Source organism: Variovorax sp. GW821-FHT09A10 (genome assembly GCF_059418385.1).
In genome coordinates this window covers 373,097-394,011 of sequence record NZ_JBWKPT010000003.1, presented here as the reverse complement: position 1 = coordinate 394,011, position 20,915 = coordinate 373,097, and the positions used below count along the sequence as shown (strand labels likewise).

Genomic DNA, 20,915 nt, shown 5'->3' with positions numbered 1-20,915 from the left:
GCGTGAAAGCATGGCCGAGGCGGCTCGCGCGCCTGCGCAAGCGGACGCGCGATCGGGCCCGGCCAGCGAGGTCTACGTCGTCGACAAGAATGTTGCCAATTGGCAGCAGCTCGCCGCCGCGGTGCCGCAGGGCGCCGAGCTGATCCTGCTGGACACCGGATCGTCCGGCGTCGAACAGCTGCGCCAGGCGCTCGAAGGGCGCACCGGCCTCACGGCGCTGCACATCCTCAGCCACGGCACCGCGGGCGAGATCACACTGGGCAACGAGACGCTCGGCGTCGCCAGCCTGGCGCAGTCGGCCGGCGCCTGGCAGGCGATCGGTGCGAGCCTCGACGTGAACGGCGACATCCTGCTCTACGGGTGCGACGTGGGGGCCGACGGGCAGCAGTTCGCGCAGGCCCTGAGCCGTGCGACCGGCGCGGACGTCGCGGCGTCGAACGACGCCACCGGCGCGGCGTCGCGCCGGGGCGACTGGTCGCTCGAAGTCGCGACGGGCCTCATCGAGACGCGCGCCTTTGCCGCCGCCAGCTACGACGGCCTGCTGGCCGCGCCGACCGTTTCGACGACCACGCCGCGCATCACGGTCAGCGAACCCAGCACGCTCAATGCGCCGGGCGCCGACCGCGCCACGCTCAGCGGCTGGACGCTCACCGACGACGGCGCGGGCAACGTCACGGTCGACGTGACCGTCGAGAACCCCGCACTGGGCGCGCTGTCCAGCGCCAGCATGAGCGGCGTCACCACCGTGCCCGGCGGTTACCGCTTCGTCGGCAGCGTGGCGGATGCCAACGCCTGGATCAACCAGCTGGTGTTCACCGCCGCCGACACCGAGCTGGGCAACGCCACGGCCACCACGCGCATCCTGGTGTCGATCACCGATTCGGAAACGCCGGCGCTCACCGCCAACCGCGCGCTCGACGTGACGATCACGCCGTCGAACGACCCGACCACGGTGGCCGACGCGGCGCAGGCGGTCTCCGAGGGCGGCACCACGCTGCTGACCGGCACCACGCTCAACGCCATCGACCCCGAGGTGACGATCGGCTCGCAGAACACCGGCCAGATCGTCTACGGCATCGCGACCAACACCGCGCACGGCTACCTCACGCTCAACGGCGAACGCATCGGCGTGGGCTCGGTCTTCACGCAGGCCGACGTGCTCGCGGGCCGCGTCGCCTACGTTCACACGGCCACCGGCGCGGCCCAGAACCTGGACGACAGCTTCGTCGTCGTGGTCAACGACGGCGCCACGCCGCTGGCCGGCTCCGACCACGCCACCATCACGCTGAACGTCACGCCGCTGAACCAGCCGCCGGTGGTCTCGGGCGGGGGCAGCGTGTTCGAAGGGCAGCCGCCCAACGCCATCGACACCAGCGGCAACCCGGCCTCGGTCGTGGGCAACTTCATCGTCGCCGACGGCGGCGGCGACGACGCCAGCGGCGACCTCACGGTGCGGCTGACCAGCCTGCCCACCGACGGCACGCTGTACTTCACGGGCACGGTGCTGATCGGCGGCGTGCCCCAGAACGTCACCAACCGCGCCATCACGCAGGCCGACATCGACGCCGGCTTCGTGTTCGGCTACGAGGACCGCGGCGGCCTCACCTACGGCAACAACGGCCAGCGCGACAACAACGGACAGAGCTACCCGTTCACCGACGGCTTCGGCGTCACGGTGAGCGACGCCGGCGGCGGCACGGGCACGCCGTCGTCCACCTCGGGCACCATCGCCATCAACGTGCGCCCGGCCAACGACGACCCGGTGCTCGACCCCGGCAGCACGCTCGAGGCGACCGTGGACCCGGCGGGCGGCGGCTACACCGTGACGCTCACGCCCGGCATGCTCGGCGCGACCGACGTCGATTCGAGCGACGACAACCTGACCTTTGCCGTCACCTCGATGAACGGCCTGAACCAGGGCTACCTGCTGCTCGACGGAAAGATCCTGCCGCCGGGCGGCACGTTCACCATGGAAGACGTGCGTTCGGGCCGCGTGCAGTACGTGCAGACGCAGGGCGCGGCGGCGGGCGACACCGACACCTTCAGCTTCCAGGTGGTCGACAACACGCTGGGGCCCACCTGGGACGCGAACGGCAACACCGTGATCCGCGAGGGCGCCGACCGCAACCCCGACGGCACGCTGAAGACCTACGAGTTCACGATCAACCTCGTCGAAACCCCGACGGGCAACGGCAATCCGCTGCAGACCATCGACGGCACCGTCACCACCTCGGGCTCGAACCACGCGGGCACCGACCAGAACGGCGCCACGCGCGGCACGCTCAGCGAAGGCGGCTCGGTGGTGCTGGGCGGCACCGGCGCCGACTTCAACATCGTGCCGGGCCTGAGCTACACGGTCGACGGCGTGCCGCCGTCGCAGGTGATCTACACCGTCACCGACTACACCGGCACCACCGGGCCCGTGCGCAACGGCGTGCTGCAGCGCTTCGATGGTGCGAACTGGATCGACATCGACACCTACGAGACCTTCACGCAGGAAGACCTGAACGCCGGGCGCATCCGCTTCCAGCACGACGGCGACGTGGAAGATTTCGAATCGGCCGTGTCGCTCTCGGTGACGGCCGGCGTCGCCGTCGGCGGCGTGCGCAACGTCTGGAACACCAGCTTCGCGTTCTTCATCACGCCGGTCAACGACGTGCCCGTGGCCACCGGCTCGTCGAACACGGTCATCCGCGAAGGCGAGACCGCCTACCTCACGACCGGCCAGATCCGCGTGGTCGACGCGGACGATGCCGCGAGCGAGAGCTACCTCGAAGGCTCGGCCACGCTGCTGAACGGCGACCCGAACTACGCCTTCAACAACGGCACCAGCGGGCCCGGCGCGATGCAGTTCGAGTTCGACAGCCTGCCCACCGGCGGCGTGCTGCAGTACTCGCCCGACGGCGGCACCACCTGGCTGACCGTGACCGTGGGGATGCGCATCGACGCGTCGCTCATCACCGGCAGCGCCGGCACCACGGGCCTGCGCTTCGTGAGCGACGGCTCCGAGGTGCGCGTCACCGAGTTCAACGTGCATGCCGTGGACCGCTGGGGCGCCGCGTCGAACCAGGTGAAGGTCGGCATCCAGATCACCAACGTCAACGACGCGCCGATCATCGCGGCCGATCCGACGCAGCCCGACCCGCCCGGCGGCACCACGGCCAACAACCCGCTGGTCGTGACCGAGGGCGGGCGCGGCCAGATCACGCCGGGCATGCTCACGGCCTTCGACCCCGACAGCACGCTCACGCAGCTGCAGTACACGATCACCTCCGTCACCACGCACGGGCGCATCATGTACTCGACCGACGGTGTCAACTTCGTGGCGCTGGGCGTGGGCTCCTCGTTCACGCAGGCCGACGTGAACGCCGGCTACATCTACTACACCAACTCGGGCGACGAGTCCGATGGCGCCACCTATCCCGGCCCGCCGAGCGACCGCTTCACCTTCACGCTGAGCGACGGCGACAAGGAGCAGACCGGCGGCCAGTTCTGGATCTACGTCACACCGCTGAACGACGCGCCCACGGTGACCGCGCCGGCCGGGCCGATCGACATCGACAGCAGCACCCCGGCCAACAACCCGGTGCCCGGCTTCAGCGTCGACGACGTCAACCTCGACGTGATCCTTCCGGTCGAGACCGACTTCCTGCAGGTCACCGTGCGGCTGACCGACGCCAGCGGCAACCCGCTGTCCGCGGCCGACTATGCGGACGTGAACATCGGCTGGGCGCTGGCCAGCGGCGCCACCGTCGACCCCGACAAGAACGGCATCGGCGACTTCCTCACGCTGCGCGGCACGCGCGCCCAGGTGAACGCGGCGCTGGCGGGCCTCACGCTCACCTTCGCCACCGACCGCGACCAGGCGCTGCGCCTGCAGGTCATCGTCGACGACCGCGTGCGCGACACCGCCACCGGCGTGCTGCAGCCCGGTGCCAACGGCGGCCCGCAGAACGAGCCGACCGTGCCGGGCGGGCCGAACATCCCGGTCCCGACCACCGAGTACGACTGGTACACCGACACCGTGCCCACCACCGGCGACATCAAGGGCAACATGGCGGCGGCCTCGGTGCTGGTGCGCGCGTCGAGCGTGAACGACCCGGGCGTGCTGGTCGTGCCGCCCGCGCACACGGTCTACGAAGACCAGCCGACCTACATCGGCGCGGGCTTCGTGGTGTCGGACCCCGAATCGGCGGCCTTCGACACGCCCATCACGCTGCGGCTGACCGTGCCCAACGGCACGCTGGGCATCGGCGGCACCGGAGGCCAGACGAGTTTCACGCTGCCCAGCGGGCGCATCGTGACCATCGCCGGCGACAACACCGGCGCGCTCACGCTCACCGGGCGTGCCAGCGACATCCAGGAACTGATCACCGGCGGCGCCGCCACGGGCCTGACCTACCGCAGCGCGGCGGACGTCAATCACGACCTCAACGGCGCCGACGCCGGCGACGTGACGCTCCTCGTCTCCTTCGACGACACCGGCTCGCAGATCGGCGGCGACACCGGCGGGGGCAGCGTGTCGAACAATCCGCCCGACATGACGATGGCGCTGACCATCGTGGCGGTCAACGACGCACCGACGGCCGGGCTCACGCCGGGCATCAACCCGAACACGCCGTTGAACCTGACCGGCGGCGACACGCCGTCGGCCGTGCCGGGCTTCGTCGTGGGCGACCTGGACATCGACGGCGACGGCGGCGGCATCGCGCCCGGCGAGGCCGACTTCCTTCAGGTCACCGTGCGCATCACCAACGGCGCGGGCGCACCGCTGGGCGCGTCGTTCTACCAGGACGGCGGCAGCGACGTCATCACCATCACCTCGGTCAATGCAGCCGGCTCGGGCGTGACCATCGACAGCACCTTCGACGGCACCGGCAGCGCGCTCGTCATCCGCGGCACCCGCGCGCAGGTGCAGGCCTACCTCGACGGCCTGCAGGTGGCGCTGGGCGGCGGCCTGGCCAACACCGACCAGAACTTCCGTGTCGAAGTCGTCGTGGACGACCGCCTGCGCGAGAACAGCAGCGGCGCGCTGGCGGGCGGCGCCAACGGCGGCGACAACAACAACACGGGCGGCGGCACGGTGGTGGTGCCCACCACCAACGTCGATCCCTATGCGCTGATCCCCGCCGGGCTGACGGCCAACGTGGCCTCGGCCTACCGCACGCTGTTCCCGTCGTCGATCAACGACCCGGCCCACATCGCGGCCGGCAACCCGACGGTGAACGAAGGCAACGGCAGCGTCACGCTGACCGGCCTCACGGTCACCGACCAGGACGCGGGCGCCACCAGCGTGCTGACGGCCACGGTGTCGGTGCCCAACGGATTCGTCATCAGCGACGTGGGCGGCAGCGGCGGCATAGTCAGTGCGACCGGTGGCTCCACCATCACCATCACCGGCACGCTGGCCGAGATCAACAGCCGCATCAACGCCATTTCCGTCGCACTGCCCAACGCACCGGGCGTGGCAACGGCGGCCGACTGGAACGGCGCGTTCACCGTGACCGTCGTGGTGGACGACGAGGGCAACACCGGCGGGCGCCCGGGGGCCCTGGCGCCCGGCGACAACAGCACGACCGGCACCTTCGCCTACGAGGACGGCGTCAGCAACCACCTGGTCACCACACGCACCTTCGTCTTCACGGTGGCACCGGTCAACGATGCGCCCGTGGTGAGCGGCAGTACCGAAACCCTGCCGCCCGTCAACGAAGACGTGGGCACCAGCGCCGCAGGCACGCGGGTGGACACGCTGTTCAGCAGCCACTACCGCGACGGCGCCGACCAGATCGACAACAGCGGCAACGGTGGCACCGGCGGCAGCTCGTCCGACACCTTCTTCGGGGTCGCGATTTCCGGTCACACCCCGAACGCCGCGCAGGGCAGCTGGCAGTACCTGCTCCCAGGCGGGGCCTGGACCGACGTGGGCGCGCGCACCAACGCCAACGCCCTGGTGCTCGGTGCGGACGCGCAGCTGCGCTTCGTGCCCGCCGCGAACTTCCACGGCACGCCCACCACGCTGACCGTGCGGCTGGTCGAGACCGACACCAACAACGACAGCGCCACGGCCGATCCCACCTCGGGCTCGACGGTCAACGTGGCGGGTGCCAACAACGGCGGCAGCACCGTCTACAGCGGCGGCACCATCGTGCTCAGCACCACGGTGATCAACGTGAACGACCGGCCGACGGCGACCGATGCGACCGTGCCCGCCGGCGTCGAGGACGTGACGGGTGCCGGCGTGCGCGTCGACACGCTCCTGGGCGGCGGCTACGGCGACGCGATCGACAACCAGACGTCGATCAGCGGCGGCGGCGATGCATCGACCTCGTTCGGCGGCATCGCCATCGTGGGCAACAACGCCAACGCCGCGCAGGGCGCGTGGGAGTACAGCCTGAACGGCACCGACTGGCTCGCCGTGCCGACGGGTGCGTCCGACACCAGCGCCTTGCTGCTGCCCACCAGCGCGCAGCTGCGCTTTGTGCCGGCGGCCGACTTCAACGGCACGCCCGGCGGGCTGGTCGTGCGCGTGTCCGATGCGCCGGTGGCGGCGGGCAGTGGCGACATCAGCGCCACCGTCAACGACGACACCAGCCAGTGGTCGGTGCTGCGCAACGTGTCGACCACCATCGCGCCGCGCAACGACGCGCCGGTGATCGGCGGCACCACCGGCGCGACCGCGGTGGAGAACAACCAGACCGGCACCGGCGTCAGCATTCCGCCCGTGGCGCTGGTCAGCGGCGGCACGGTCGGCGACCTCGACCTGGCGACCACGCCCGGCCTGGCCGCCGGCGTGTTCGGCGCGGGCTCGCTCACCGTGAGCCTGGACGGTTACCAGCCGGGCGACCAGCTGTTCGTCAACGGCGCGCTGCCCGCGGGCGTCACCGTCTCGGGCGGCAACGGCGCACCACTGGTGGTGCAGTTCGACGCCGACACCACCGTGGCCGAGGTGCGCGCGGTGCTCGACCAGCTGTCCTACCGCAGCAGCAGTGACAACCCGACCGCTTTCGGCACCGACAACGAGCGCGTCTACACCATCGTGCTCAACGACGGCAACAACGTGCAGCCCGGCGGCAACGCGGGCGGCCCGCAGCCGCTGAACAGCAACGTGCTCACCGGCACGCTGACCATCACCGCCGTGAACGACCCGCCGATCGCGGTGGACGACACGCACAGCATCGACGAAGACACGGTGTCGGTCGGCAGCAATGTCATCACCGGGCGCATTCCGGGCGAGGCCGACTCCGACCCTGACAACACCACCGCACAGCTGAGCGTCACCAGCATCCGCACCGGCCCCGAGCTCGGTGCGGGCTCGAACGGCACGCTGGGCAACCCGCTCACCGGCACCTACGGCAGCATCGTGCTGAACGCCGACGGCAGCTACACCTACACGCTGGACAACAGCGACCCGCGCGTGCAGGCGCTGATCGCCGGCGAGACGCTCACCGACCTGTTCACGTACACCATCTCCGACGGCGCCGGCGGCACCGACACCGCGCAGATCACCATCACGATCCGCGGCGCCAACAACGACGTGCCGGGCATCACGGTGACCGACGCCAACGGCAACGCGACCGGCCAGGTGACGGTGCACGAGTCGGGCCTGACGAGCGTGGGCGACACGAGCGAGACAGCGGGCGCCGGCTTCAATATCGCGGCGGCCGACGGCGTGGCGAGCATCAACGTGGGCGGCACGGTGGTGACGCTGGCGCAGCTGCAGGCGCTCACGCCGGGCGCACCGATCACGATCAACACGCCCGACGGCCAGATCCGCCTCACGGGCTTCAGCGGCACCACGCTGTCCAACGGCGTCGTGATCGACGGCACGGTCAGCTACACCTACACGCTGACCTCGGCGCAGAACCACAGCGCGGGCGAAGTGACCGAGGCGGTGCCGCTGAGCGTGACCGACCGCGACGGCGACGTGGCCAGCGGCACCCTCACGGTGCTGATCGTGAACGACGTGCCCACCGCGAACCCCGACACCAACAGCGTCACCGAAGACACCGCGCCGAACCCCGTGAGCGGCAACGTGAAGACCAACGACCGCGAGGGCGCGGACACGGCCGTGCCGGTGACGGGCGTGAGCTTCGGCGGCAACGCAGGCACGGTGGGCAGCGCGCTGGGCATGGAATACGGCAGCATCGTGCTGAACGCGAACGGAACCTACAGCTACGCGCTGAACAACACCGACCCGCGCGTCAACGCGCTGAAAGACGGCGAGACGCTCACGGACACGGTGAGCTACACCCTCACCGATGCCGACGGCGACACCTCGACCACCACGCTGACGATCACCATCCACGGCCGCACCGACGCCAGCCCCGAGATCGTGCCGGTGGACGGCAACGGCGCGGCCACGGGCCAGACCGAGGTCTACGAGCGCGGCCTGGTCGACGGCCTGGGCGGTCCCGATGCACGCGAGAACGGCAGCGGCGTCGTCACGGTGTCGGCGGCCGACGGCCTGCAGACCGTCACCGTGGGCGGCCGCACGCTGACGCTGGCCGAGCTGGCCAACCTGGGCACCACGCCGGTCGTCATCACGACGCCGCTGGGCACGATCACGCTGACGGGCTTCACGGCCACCACCTCGGTGGGCGGCGTGCCCACGGCGGGCAACCTGGCCTACACCTACACGCTGCGCGCGCAGGTGTCGCAGCCGAACGCGACCGAGAGCACCGAAGCCATCGACCTGAAGGTGACCGACGCCGGCGGCGCCACGGCCACAGGCACGCTCACCGTGCGCATCGTGGACGACGTGCCGCAGGCCACCGACGACACGGCCGCCATCACCGAAGACGCCGCGCCGAACACGGTGTCGGGCAACGTGGCGAGCAACGACACCATCGGCGCGGACGACCGCAACGTCGCGCCGGTGACGGGCGTGAGCTTCGGCGGCGCGGCCGGCACGGTGGGCGCGTCGATCACGACCACGTATGGCGCCATCGTGCTGAACGCCGACGGCAGCTACACCTACACGCTGAACAACGCCGACCCGCGCGTGCAGGCGCTGTCGGTGGGTGAGACGCTGACCGAGCAGGTGCGCTACACGATCACCGATGCCGACGGCGACACCAGCACCGCCACGCTCACGATCACCATCCGCGGCGCCAACGACCTGCCGGGCATCGCCGTCACCGACGCCAACGGCGCGGCGACCGGGCAGGTCACGGTGTTCGAGTCGGGCCTGGTGAGCATCACCGACACGGGCGAGCGCGCCGCCAGCAGCTTCAACATCACCGCGGCGGACGGCGTGGCCAGCATCAACGTCGGCGGCACGGTGATGACGCTGGCGCAGCTGCAGGCGCTCACGCCGGGCGCGCCGATCACGATCACCACGCCCGACGGCCAGATCCAGCTGACGGGCTTCAGCGGCACCACGCTGCCCAACGGCATCGTGACCGGCGGCGCGGTCAGCTACACCTACACGCTGGGCGCTGCGCAGAGCCATCGCTCCGGCGGCGTGCTGACCGAAGTGACCGAGCAGATCCCGCTGTCGGTGACCGACCGCGACGGCGACGTGGCCAACGGCACGCTCACCGTGCTCATCATCAACGACACGCCGCAGGCCACCGACGACACGGCCGCCATCACCGAGGACGCGGTGCCCGACACGGTGAGCGGCAACGTGAAGGCCAACGACCGCGACGGCGCGGACAACGGCAACGGCGTGCCGGTGACGGGCGTGAGCTTCGGCGGCGCGGCCGGCACGGTGGGCGTGTCGCTCACGACCACGTACGGCGCCATCGTGCTGAACGCCGATGGCAGCTACACCTACACGCTGGACAACGACAACGCCGCCGTCAATGCGCTCAAGACCAACGAGCAGCTGACCGAGACGGTGCGCTACACGATCACCGATGCCGACGGCGACACCAGCACCGCCACGCTGACGATCACCATCCACGGCCGCCTGGACGGCGACCCGGCCATCGGCGCGGTGGACGGCAACGGCGCGGCCACGGGGCAGGCGGAGGTGCACGAGCGCGGGCTGGTCGACGGCATCGGCGGCCCCGACACCCGCGAGATCACCACCGGAACGATCGTGGTCTCGGCGAGCGACGGCATGCGCAGCGTCACCGTGGGCACCCGCACGCTGACGCTGACCGAGCTGGCGAACCTGGGCACGACGCCGGTCACCATCGACACGCCGCGCGGCACGCTGGTGCTCACCGGCTTCACGCCCACCAGCTCGGTGGGCGGCGTGCCGACGACGGGCGAACTGACCTACACCTACACGCTGGACGCGCAGGTGCCGCAGCCGAACGCCACCGAAAGCACGGAAGACATCACGTTGCTCGTGACCGACGCCGGCGGCGACACGGCCACGGGCACGCTCACCGTGCGCATCGTGGACGACGTGCCCGAGGCCGTGAACGACACGAATGCCATCACCGAGGACGGCGCGCCGAACACGGTGGGCGGCAACGTGAAGGCCAACGACACCCTCGGTGCCGACGACGCCAACGGCGTGCCGGTGACGGGCGTGAGCTTCGGCGGCGTGGCCGGCACGGTGGGCACGTCGATCACCACCACCTACGGCCACATCGTGCTGAACGCCGACGGCAGCTACACCTACACGCTGAACAACGCCGACCCGCGCGTGCAGGCGCTGGTCGTGGGCGACACGCTGACCGAGGTGGTGACTTACACGATCACCGACAACGACGGCGACACCAGCACCGCCACGCTGACCCTCACCATCCACGGCGCCAACGACGGCGTGACGCTGGTGATCGGCGACAACAACGGCCCCGACACGGCCGGTCAGGCCACCGTGTACGAGCGCGGCCTGGTCGAGCCGGGCGACGCGAGCGAGACGGTCTCGGGCAGCTTCTTCGTCACGGCGCCCGACGGCCTGGGCAGCATCGCGGTGCACGGCACCACGCTCACACCGGCGCAGCTGGCCGCGCTCGGCACGAGCCCGGTCACCATCGCCACCGACCGCGGGCGCATCACGCTCACCGGCTTCGATGCGGCCACGGGCACCGTGCGCTACACCTACGTGCTGGGCGCCGCGCAGAACCACGCGGGCGGGCAGGTCACCGACGACATCGCGCTGCAGGTGACCGACCGCGACGGCGACACCACGCAAGGCACCCTGCGCGTGCTGGTGATCGACGACGTGCCCACGGCACGCAACGACGCCACCGCCATCGGCACCACGCGACCCGGCGCCACGGCCACCGGCAACGTGTTCGGCGGCGACGGCATGGGCGCGAACGACGTGGCCGACCGCCTCGGCGCCGACCGCACGCCGACGCCGGTCACGGGTGTTTCCTTCGAGGGCGTGGCCGGCGCCATCGGCGGCGCGACGGCAGGGCGCTACGGCAACCTGCGTCTCAACGCCGACGGCAGCTACAGCTATTCGGTGAACGCCAGCAACGTGCGCGTGGCCTCGCTGGGCGACGGCCAGACGCTGACCGAGGTGTTCGACTACGTCATCACCGACGCCGACGGCAGCACCAGCACGGCGAAGCTGGTCGTCACCATCAACGGCACCTCGCAGCACCGGCCGCTCACGGGCGACCAGGTGTTCCCGGCGGACTTCGGCGACCCCAGCCGCCGCATCGACCAGTCGATGACCCCGGCGCTGTTCGTGCAGATCGCGGTGCAGGAGTCGCAGCGCCTGAGCCAGACGCTGTCGGGCGCGATCGCCGCGCGCGCGCTGGGCGGCGACCGCATCTTCGGCGAGGACCGTCCCACCGACCTGTGGGGCGAGCCGCAAGGCGTGGACTATGCCGACCACGTGAGCCGCGACGGCGTGTCGTTCTCGCTGCGCATGATCCGCGATGTGGAGCAGACGCTGGCGCTGCGCGGTGTCACGGCCGGCAAGCTGATCGACGGCGCGAGCCCGCTGTTCGGCGACTTCGACAGCTTCTCGGCGCCGCACCCGCAAGCGCCGCAGGAGGCGCCGGCGCGCGACGGCGGGCGCATCGTGGTGCCGCGTGCCGACGCGGCGCATCCGTCCGCCGAGGCCGCACACGCCGAAGCAATGCCTGCGGCCGGCAAGGCCGTGCCGGTGGCGCCCGCCGCCGACGGGCCGGCCCGCTCCTTCTCCAGCCGCGTGGCCGCAGCCGCCGCCGAGCGCGGTGCCGTGCGCGATGCGATGCGGCATCCGCAGCGCGCCGAACCCACCGTGCGCGTGCCCTCGAGTTGACCGACGCCAGAGCCTTCCCGGAACCACCGCCCCCTTCATATCCAGCGAGCACCAGGACCGATATGCACCACCCACAAGAATCGACGTTCCGTTCCCCCCTGTCGTGGACCGCCGTCGCGGCCGCGCTCATGCTGGCCGGCTGCAGCATGACGCCGGTGCAGCTCACGCGCGACGAGATCGTGGTGCGCGTGCGCCACGACCAGAAGCAGCTCTACAAGGACCAGGCGGCGGTGGCCACGCCGATGACCTATTCGGAGGTGCTGGCGCGTGCGCTCAAGTACAACGCCGACTACCGCCTGAAGCTCATGGAGTCGGCCCTGGCGCGCGGCCTGCTCGACGTGTCGGCCGCCGACATGCTGCCCAAGCTGGTGGCCGACGCCGGCTACAACGACCGCAGCAACGATTCGGGCGGCACCAGCATCGGCATCGAGGACCGCGTGGTGAGCCTGCGGCCCTCGACCTCGGAGCAGCGCTCGCACTACTACGGCCGCGCCACGCTGTCGTGGAACGCGCTGGACTTCGGCATCAGCTACTTCCGCGCCAAGCAGGCGGCCGACGAGGTCAACATCTCGGAAGAGCGCCGCCGCAAGATCCTGCAGAACATCGCGCAGGACGTGCGCAGCGCCTACTGGCGCGCCATCGGTGCGCAGCAGCTCATCGGCGATGCCGACCGGCTGGCCGTGCGCATCGAGGACGCCTTGAAGAAGTCGCGCGAGGCCGAGCGCGCCGGCGTGCTGCCGCCCGCGCAGGGCCTGGCCTACCAGCGCGCGCTGCTCGATGCGATGTCGCTGGTCAACGCCAAGCGCCAGGAGATGCAGTTCGCCAAGCGCGAGCTGGCCGCGCTCATGAGCCTGCCGCCGGGTGTCGACTTCACGCTGGTCGAAGGGCCGCAGGACGGGCGCGCACCGGTCACGCTGGACATCGACAAGCTCGAGCTTGCCGCGCTGGAAAACCGCGCCGAGCTGCGCGAGGAAGACTACAAGGCGCGCATCGGCATCGCCGAGACCAAGAAGCAGATCGCCTCGCTGTTCCCCAGCCTGAACCTCTACGCCGGGGCGCGCTACGACTCCAACTCCTTCCTCTACAACAGCAACTGGAGCGACGCGGGCGTGAGCCTGTCGATGGACCTGTTCCGGCTGGCGGCCATTCCGGCCATCAACCGCACCAACGACGCGCGCAAGAAGACCGACGAAGCCCGCCGCCTGGCGCTGACGATGGCGGTGATCACGCAGGTGCGCGTGTCGGCCGAGCGCTACAAGCTGGCGGTGGTCGACCAGGAGCTGGCGGCCGAGTCGAGCCGCGTCGACCAGCGCATGTCGAGCGTGGCGCGGGCCGGCGCCAGCAACCAGCTCGAGAGCGAACTCGAGGCGCTGCGCGTCGATTCGCGCGCGCTGGTGTCGCGCTTCCAGCTCGCCACGGCCTATGCGGCCACGCAGACCTCGTACGGCCGGGTGCTCAACTCGGTCGGCGTCGACCTGATGCCGGCCTCCGTGGCCAGCACCGACATCCAGACCGTCGCCAAGGCCATCGAGCAGAGCATGGCCGAGGGCGAGAAGGCGGTGTTCCTCGAAGCGGCGCTGATCCAGACGCGCAACCGGCCGGTGACCGTGCGCGTGCGCGACCTGCCATCGGGCGTGAGCGAAGCGGCGGTGCGCAGCGCGGTCGAACGCATCGTCACGCGCAACGAGCTGGTGTCGTCGGGTGCTGCCGACGCGCTGGTGCTCACGCTGGCCTTCCAGCGCAACGTGCCGCAGGTGCGCGGCACCACGCGCGCCCAGTGGCGGCTCACGCTGGCCGAGCCGGGCGGGCGCGAGCTGCTGTCGCAGAACTACGCGAGCTACGTGCCGGCCGTGACGACGGAAAGCGCCGTGAGCGCCTTCGCCGAGGCGGCGACGCTGTCGGTGATCTCGGATGTGCGCCGCCTGGCGCGCACGGGTGCCACGGTGACGCAGAAGTGAAAGCGGGCAGGTCCTTGATGAAGCCGCCGCACCTGTCCGTTCTTCGTGCGCTCGTTCTCGTGTCGTGCGCCGTGGGTGCCATGCATGTCGGCGCCCAACCGGCGCCGGCTGCGGCGCCGCCACGCGCTGCCCCGAGCGGTGCACCGGGCAACCTGGCACCCGTGCGCTTTCTCGTGGTGGCCGCGCAGGAAAGCGTGCTCTCGGCCTCGGCGCCGGGCCGCTTCGCGAAGGTGCCGGTGAGCCTGGGCGACACGGTGCGCGCGGGCCAGGTGCTGGCCGCCTACGAATGCGACGAGATCCAGGCGCGGCGTGCCGCCGCGCGCGCCGAGCACGAGGCCGCCAAGGTGCAGTACGTGGGCAAGCTCAAGCTGCAGGGTTTGCAGTCGGCGGCCGAGATCGAGGTCGAGCTGGCCGCGGCCAACGTGAACAAGGCCCAGAGCCAGGTCCGCATCTTCGATGCGCAGATCGCGCAGTGCAATTTCGTGGCGCCGTTCGCCGGCAAGGTGGCGCGCGTGCACGTGAAGGTGGGGCAGGGCGTGAACCCCGGCGCGCCGGTGGTCGAGCTGGTCGGCAACGGTCCGCTGAAGGCGCGCATGAACGTGCCCTCGCAATGGCTGGCGTGGCTGAAGACCGGCCAGCGCCTGGAGGGCACGGTCGACGAGACGGGTGGCACCGTGGCGCTGAAGGTCACGCGCGTGTCGGGCCGCGTCGACGCGGTGAGCCAGACCATCGAGATCGAGGCCGAGCTGGCGGGCGATGCGGCCGGCCAGGTGCTGCCGGGCATGAGCGGGCAGGTGCGCGCGCCGGCCAGCAAGGGATGAGCGCCGCACGCAGCAAGGATTTTTCTTCGTGACCGATCTCGCGTTCCATGCACTGGCCGCGAAGGTGCGCGCGGCGCAGCGTCCGGCCGACCTGGCCTTTCTGATCTGCAACGAGACCCACGCGCTCGCGCCGTACCGGCAGGCCGCGCTGGTCGGTTTCTTCGGCGCGCGCCGCACGCGGCTGGTGGCGCATTCGGGGCTGGCCGATGTCGAGTCCGACTCGCCCTATGCGCTGTGGCTGGCGTCGGTGGCCGACCACCTGAAGCCGCGGCTGGACGAGTTGCCGGCCGCCGCGCGCGTGCTGGCGCTGTCGCCCGGCATGCTGCCGCCCGCGCTCGCCGCGTCGTGGGCCGACTGGCTGCCCGACCAGGTGTGGGTGCTGCCCATGGCCGACCCGGACGGCCGCGCGCGTGCCGCGCTGTTCCTGGCGCGCGAGGCGCCGTGGCCCACCGAGTTCGACGCCAAGGCGCCCGAGTTCTTGCTGCTGCAGGCCGCCGCGATGTACGGCCACGCGTGGTGGGCGCTGACCGGGCGGCGCCGGTCTGTCGGCACGCTGCTGCGCGAGGCCTGGTCGCGCAAGCCGCTGCGCTGGGCGCTGGCGCTGCTGCCGCTCGCGCTCCTGGTGCCGGTGCGCGAGTACGCGCTGCTGCAGGCCGAGGTGATCTCCACGCGCAGCCAGGTGATCGCCTCGCCGCGCGACGGCGTGATCCGCCGCATGACCGTGCCGCCCAACACGCCGGTGGAGGCCGACCAGACCATCGCCGAGCTCGACGACACCACGCTCGACAACCGCCTCTCGGTGGCGCGCGCGGCGCTGTCGACCGCGCGGCTGGAGCTGCACCAGGCCTCGCAGCGGGCCATCGAGTCGCAATCGGCCAAGGCCGAGCTGAGCCTGGCCGAAGGCAAGCTGCGCGAGCGCGAGGTGGAGGTGAATGCGCTGCAGCGCGAAGTGGCGCAGCTGCAGATCAAGGCGCCGGCCAAGGGCGTGTTCGTGTACTCCGACCCCGACGACTGGGCCGGCCGCCCGGTGCAGACCGGCGAGCGCGTCGGGCTGCTGGCCGACCCGGCCGCGCTCGGCGTGCAGGCCTGGGCGCCGGTGAGCGAGGCGGTCAACCTGGCGCCGGGTGCGCCCATGACCTTGTTCCTGCGCGTGGCGCCGCTCGACCCGGTGTCGGCGCAGCTCGACTACGCCGGCTACCAGGCGGTCGAGGCGCCGAACGGCGTGGCCAGCTACCAGCTGCGCGGCCATTTGCGCGAGCCGTCGAGCGTGGCGCGCATCGGCCTGCGCGGCACGGCGCGCGTGTCGGGCAGCTGGACGGTGCTCGGGTATCTGCTGCTGCGCCGGCCGTTCGCGGCGGCGCGGGAGTGGTGCGGGTGCTGAGCGGTGCGGCGCTCGCAGGCCGTGGCGCCCCTGCGGGTGCGGGGGCTGCGTCGCCACCGCCCTGGCCGGCGCTGCGCGAGGAACTGCAGATCCATCCGACGGGCGCCAACCGCGACGGCTCGCCGGCGTGGCACATCAGCGACCCGGTGCGCAACCTGTTCTTCCGCATCGGCTGGCTCGAGTTCGAGATCCTGCTGCGCTGGCCGATGGCCGATGCCGAGCGCATCGCGCAGGAGATCGCGCGCGACACCACGCTGGCGCCCGACGCCGACGACGTGGCGCGCTTCCAGGGCTTTCTCGAACAGCACCAGCTGCTGCGCACCGTGCGCCGCAAGCCGCCGACGCCGGCCTGGCGATGGCTGCTCAACAACTACCTGTTCGTGCGCATTCCGCTGGTGCGGCCGGCGCGCCTGCTCGAGAAGATGCTGCCCTGGGTCGAATGGCTCTACAGCCGCTGGTTCGTGGCGCTCACCGCGCTGGCCGCCGGTGTCGGCGTGCTGCTGGCCGCGCGGCAGTGGGACACGGTGGCGGCCCACCTGCGCGGCGCCATCAGCTGGGAGGGCGTGCTGGGCTTTGCCGGCGCGATCGTGGTGTCGAAACTGCTGCACGAGATGGGGCACGCGCTCATGTCCACGCGCCACGGCGTGCGGGTGGGGCACATGGGCGTCGCGCTGCTGGTGATGTGGCCGATGGCCTACACCGACACCGGCGAAAGCTGGAAGCTGGCGCGCTCGCGGCATCGGCTGGCCATCGCGTCGGCCGGCATCTGCGCCGAACTGGTGCTGGCCGCGTGGTCGACGCTGCTGTGGGCCTTCATGCCCGACGGCGACCTGCGCAACGCGCTGTTCTTCCTGGCGACCACGGCCTGGGTGCTGACGCTTGCCGTGAACGCCAGCCCCTTCATGCGCTTCGACGGCTACTACATGCTGACGGACGCGCTCGATTTTCCCGGCCTGCACGAGCGTGCCGGACAGCAGGCGAAGCGCGCGCTGCGGCGCTGGCTGTTGGGCTTCAACGATCCGTCGCCGGAGACACTCACGCCGGGCTTTCGCCGTTTTCTCATCGCCTTCGCGTTCGCGACCTGGGTCTACCGGTTGGTGCTGTTCATCGGCATCGCGGTCGTGGTGTACCACGCGTTCTTCAAGGCGCTGGGCGTGTTCCTTTTCATCGTCGAGATGGGCGTGTTCGTCGTGCGGCCGGTGATGGCGGAGCTGCGCGTGTGGCACGCGCGGCGCGACGAGATCAAGCCGCGGCGGCGCGTCGTGGCGGCGCTGTTGCTCGCGCTCGTGGCGGCGGTGCTGCTGGTGCCGTGGCACGGCGGCATCTCGGCGCCGGGCGTGCTCCGGGCCGGTGTCGAACAGCCCGTGTTCTCGCCCTATGCGGCGCGGCTGGCGGCGATGGAAGCGAACGACGGCGCGGCCGTGGCGGCGGGGCAGTCGCTGGTCACGCTCGAGGCGCCCGGCCAGACCGAGGAGCGCGAGAAAGCGCGCGTGATGTCCAGCGCCTACGCGCGCGCGGCGCGCGGCGCCATGGGCCTGGAAGAACGCCCGGCGGCGCAGCAGGTGCTGGCCGAACAGCAGGCCAGCCGCTGGGACACCGAGCGGCGCGCGCGCGACGCCGAGCTGCTGCGCCTGCGGTTGGTGGCGGCGCACGGCGGCACGATGCGCGACGTCGATCCGCTGCTGCAATCGGGCACCTGGGTCGCGCCGTCGCAACTGATGGCGATGGTGGTCGACGGGCGGCGCTGGCGCGTCGAAGCGCTGGTGCCCGAGCACGACCGCCAGCGCCTGGCGGCCGGCAGCCGCGCGGTGATCCTCGTGAAGGGCCGCATGCGCAAGCTCGAAGGGCAGGTGCGCGCCATCGACAACAGCCCGGTGCGCCGGCTGCCGCACCTGTTGCTGGCGCAGGACCACGGCGGCCCGATCGCGCTCAACCCGACCGCGCAGAAGAAAGACCTGCGCCCGGCCGAAGCCTGGTTTCGGGTGACGGTGGAGGGAGAAGACGACACACCGGTCGACGGGGTGCGCGAGGTGCGCGCGCATTTCGAAGGCACCCGCGAGAGCCTGGCCCGCCGCTGGATCAACGCGGCGACCTCGGTGCTGATCGAGCAGTCGGGGTTCTGAACAAGCGCGCCCGCTTACGCCGGCCGGCGCGGTGCCGGCGGGTGAGGCCCGCGGTCTGCCTTACAGCCGGGTGTGCTCGGAGGGCGGCATGTCCTGGTCGGAACGCAGGACTGCCAGCATGCTCATGAGCGTCACGCCCGCGGCAAGACCGACCAGAAAGGCAAGCACTACAAGGGAGGGGTCGGTTGTCCACATGGGGTTCTAACGCCGTGCATCGCGTCAAGGTTTACCAGTGTTTACACTTATTTGACACGCCCGGCAGGCAGGGCAAAACAGGCGTGCGCAGAAGGGTCGGCGCAGCCCCGCACACACCTGCCACACGGCGTGGCTATAGTCTTTTGACCATGCAGCAACGGATCGAAGTCGTCTTTGTCTCCCGGCGCAATTCACTGCGCAGCGTACTGGCCGAGGCCTGCCTGGCCCACCTGGACTCGAGGCGTTTCGCGGCGCGCTCGTGCGGGCAGCCGGGGCGGCTGGCGGCGGATGTGAACCCCGCGGCGGTCGAGGCCTTGGGCAGCGCCGGCATCGCCTTGCCGATGTCACCGCCGCGCAGCTGGGACGTGTTTGCGCGCGCGGGCTCGCCCCGGGTGGATTTCGTCATCACGCTGGACCCGTCGCTGGAACCGCTGCAGCCGCGATGGCCCGGCCAGCCCGATGCGGCGCTGTGGCCTTACCCGGACGTGGCGGGCGCCGGCACCGGCCCGGACGACGCGGCACATGGCGCGATCCAGGTGCTGTACTCACTGCGGCGGCGGCTCGAACTGCTGATCAACCTGCCGCTCGTGGGCGCCGATCGCACGGCGCTGCGCTCCGACATCCGCGACATGGCGCACATGCGCTGACCCGCCCGGTCAGGGAATGGCGAGCCGGAGCACGAAGGTCTTGGCGTGCGGTTCGGTGAGAAAGACCTGCGCCACCTGCCAGGCCTGTGCATGCGCGTCGCGCCAGGCGGTCGCGTACTTGATGTCCAGGCGGGTCATGGGCGGTTCGTCGAGCTGTTCGAGCCGGCGCCAGAGCCGGTAGCAGTGCGCGACCTGTCGGGGCGAGCCGAGCAGTTCCTCAAGCTTGATGCGGTAGGTGAACGCCGCCACCATCACGTCCCGCACCGTGACGTTGCGCCCCTCGACTTCGACCGTGTAGAGGTGTTCGGCTGTGTGAATCTCGTCCTTCATGCGGCGGCAACGGGAGAGGCGGGTCGATCAGGAGGATGCGCAGAAAGAGGGAGACGGATCACGGCCGCTCCATCCTAGAGGGCAGGCTGTTTTGGCGCGAGTGCCGAAAGTCATGCGGGTGTTCACACATGGTGTCCCTTTGCGCGGTGCGCGTGAAATTGTTATTAAACGAAATTAAATGCTAATACCTAGGAACTATGTCCTAGGGCGGCGCCGGCAGTAGCCCTAAGCTCCTCACTGACATGAGCGCCACACAGCAACATCTTTTCGTCGAACTTTCCGACGGTTGGTCCAGCGAGATCGACATCCGCCAGACCACCGGTGGCCGCTATGCCGGCGTTGCCGAGCTCCGCCTGCGCGGGCTCAAGCGCGGCGTGCTCGTCTTCATGCAGCAGCCCTCGCTGGACGCCGCGGTCGCGCGCGTGCGACTGCGGGCCAGCCAGTTCGCCCGCGAGCGCCTCACGCTGGCCGACGCGCGCGCCGGCGCGCTGAACTGACGCGGCCCGCCGCGCGCTTGAAGTTTCTCTATCCCGGCCATCGGGATTGCCAAACCCGCTGCGTTCGCAAGCGGCGCACCATCGAGGCTCATGGATCTCACCGATGGAGCACACGACATGTTGAAGACCTTCAGGAAAGCCATGGGCGCCGCCATCTCGCTGGCCGGGTTCGTGGTGCTGGTGACCCAGCAACTCTGAACGCCCGGCCTCTCTTCCCGCATGCCGCCGCTCAGGGCCGCGCCGGCAGCAGCGGCGAGGTGTACACCGCCGGCGGCGGACGCTGCGGATACACCGAGGTGCCGAAGGTGTTGCCCATGCGGTGCCCGGTCGCCGCGCGGTTGAACAAGCCCAGCTGATTGCCCGGCCGCTGCGTGATCGCTTCCGACGCCAGCCCGGGCGCCGCGTCGTCCGGCCCGCGCGCGGGCATCGTGGGCGCGAGCTTGCGGGTCAGGCAGTCGTAGGCGGGCGTGCGCTCGCCGTTCACCACCACTTCGACGCAGCTGCCGTCGGCCTCACCGCCACCGGAGGGCGGTGTCTGCGCCGCCGCGCCGGTGCCGATCACCGAGAGCATCACGCCGAACAGCCACACACCGACGCGCATCGTTGCACCCCAGGAAAAAAGAAGAAGGAACGCCGTGCCGCGATCACGGCCAACCCGGCAGTCTGGACCGCGCGCAAGTCAGGAAGAAGACGGAATCTCGCGAGGCCTGAAGTGTGAACGAAACGTCACATGTCGGTCATGCGCGGTCGCTAGTCTCGCCCGCACGCTCACCCGGGCCGCACGGCGGACGGCCGCTTTCCAG

The 20,915-nt window shown here is 70.8% G+C and carries 9 protein-coding genes; 7 read left to right on the top strand and 2 right to left on the bottom strand.

The genetic code is table 11. The annotated features are described in order from the left end of the window. Window positions 1-10 precede the first annotated feature (10 nt). The 6 genes from AC07Q9_RS15070 (at window position 11) to AC07Q9_RS15045 (ending at window position 19,285) form a co-directional block, all read left to right on the top strand. Complete coding sequence (locus AC07Q9_RS15070) at window positions 11-12,160, top strand: cadherin-like domain-containing protein (RefSeq protein ID WP_495310424.1); 12,150 nt, start codon at window positions 11-13, stop codon at window positions 12,158-12,160. A 62-nt stretch (window positions 12,161-12,222) separates the two neighbouring features. After that, window positions 12,223-14,118 (top strand): TolC family protein, encoded by a 1,896-nt coding sequence (locus tag AC07Q9_RS15065; RefSeq protein WP_495310422.1) that lies wholly within the window; start codon window positions 12,223-12,225, stop codon window positions 14,116-14,118. Window positions 14,119-14,135: 17 nt separating this feature from the next. Then, entirely contained in the window at window positions 14,136-14,939 is an 804-nt protein-coding gene (locus AC07Q9_RS15060) for an efflux RND transporter periplasmic adaptor subunit (protein ID WP_495310420.1), read from the top strand. Between the two features lie 28 nt (window positions 14,940-14,967). Then, window positions 14,968-16,320 carry an efflux RND transporter periplasmic adaptor subunit gene (locus AC07Q9_RS15055; RefSeq protein ID WP_495310418.1) on the top strand — a complete coding sequence of 451 codons (1,353 nt, stop codon included), beginning with the start codon at window positions 14,968-14,970 and terminating at the stop codon, window positions 16,318-16,320. After that, on the top strand, window positions 16,314-18,443 hold the full coding sequence (locus AC07Q9_RS15050; RefSeq protein WP_495310417.1) for a site-2 protease family protein: 2,130 nt from the start codon (window positions 16,314-16,316) through the stop codon (window positions 18,441-18,443). The genes AC07Q9_RS15055 and AC07Q9_RS15050 overlap by 7 nt, the downstream gene beginning before the upstream one ends. Before the next feature lie 344 nt (window positions 18,444-18,787). After that, complete coding sequence (locus tag AC07Q9_RS15045; protein ID WP_492676481.1) at window positions 18,788-19,285, top strand: arsenate reductase/protein-tyrosine-phosphatase family protein; 498 nt, start codon at window positions 18,788-18,790, stop codon at window positions 19,283-19,285. 9 nt (window positions 19,286-19,294) lie between these two features. Here AC07Q9_RS15045 and AC07Q9_RS15040 read toward each other — a convergent pair whose 3' ends face one another. After that, entirely contained in the window at window positions 19,295-19,615 is a 321-nt protein-coding gene (locus tag AC07Q9_RS15040; protein ID WP_495310415.1) for a hypothetical protein, read from the bottom strand. Window positions 19,616-19,857: 242 nt separating this feature from the next. On the opposite strand from AC07Q9_RS15040, the gene AC07Q9_RS15035 reads away from it, so the two are divergent. Further along, entirely contained in the window at window positions 19,858-20,112 is a 255-nt protein-coding gene (locus AC07Q9_RS15035; protein WP_492676483.1) for a hypothetical protein, read from the top strand. A gap of 229 nt (window positions 20,113-20,341) precedes the next feature. Here the strand turns inward: AC07Q9_RS15035 and AC07Q9_RS15030 are convergent, their stop codons facing one another. Then, entirely contained in the window at window positions 20,342-20,713 is a 372-nt protein-coding gene (locus tag AC07Q9_RS15030; RefSeq protein ID WP_082818347.1) for a hypothetical protein, read from the bottom strand. Window positions 20,714-20,915: the final 202 nt, after the last annotated feature.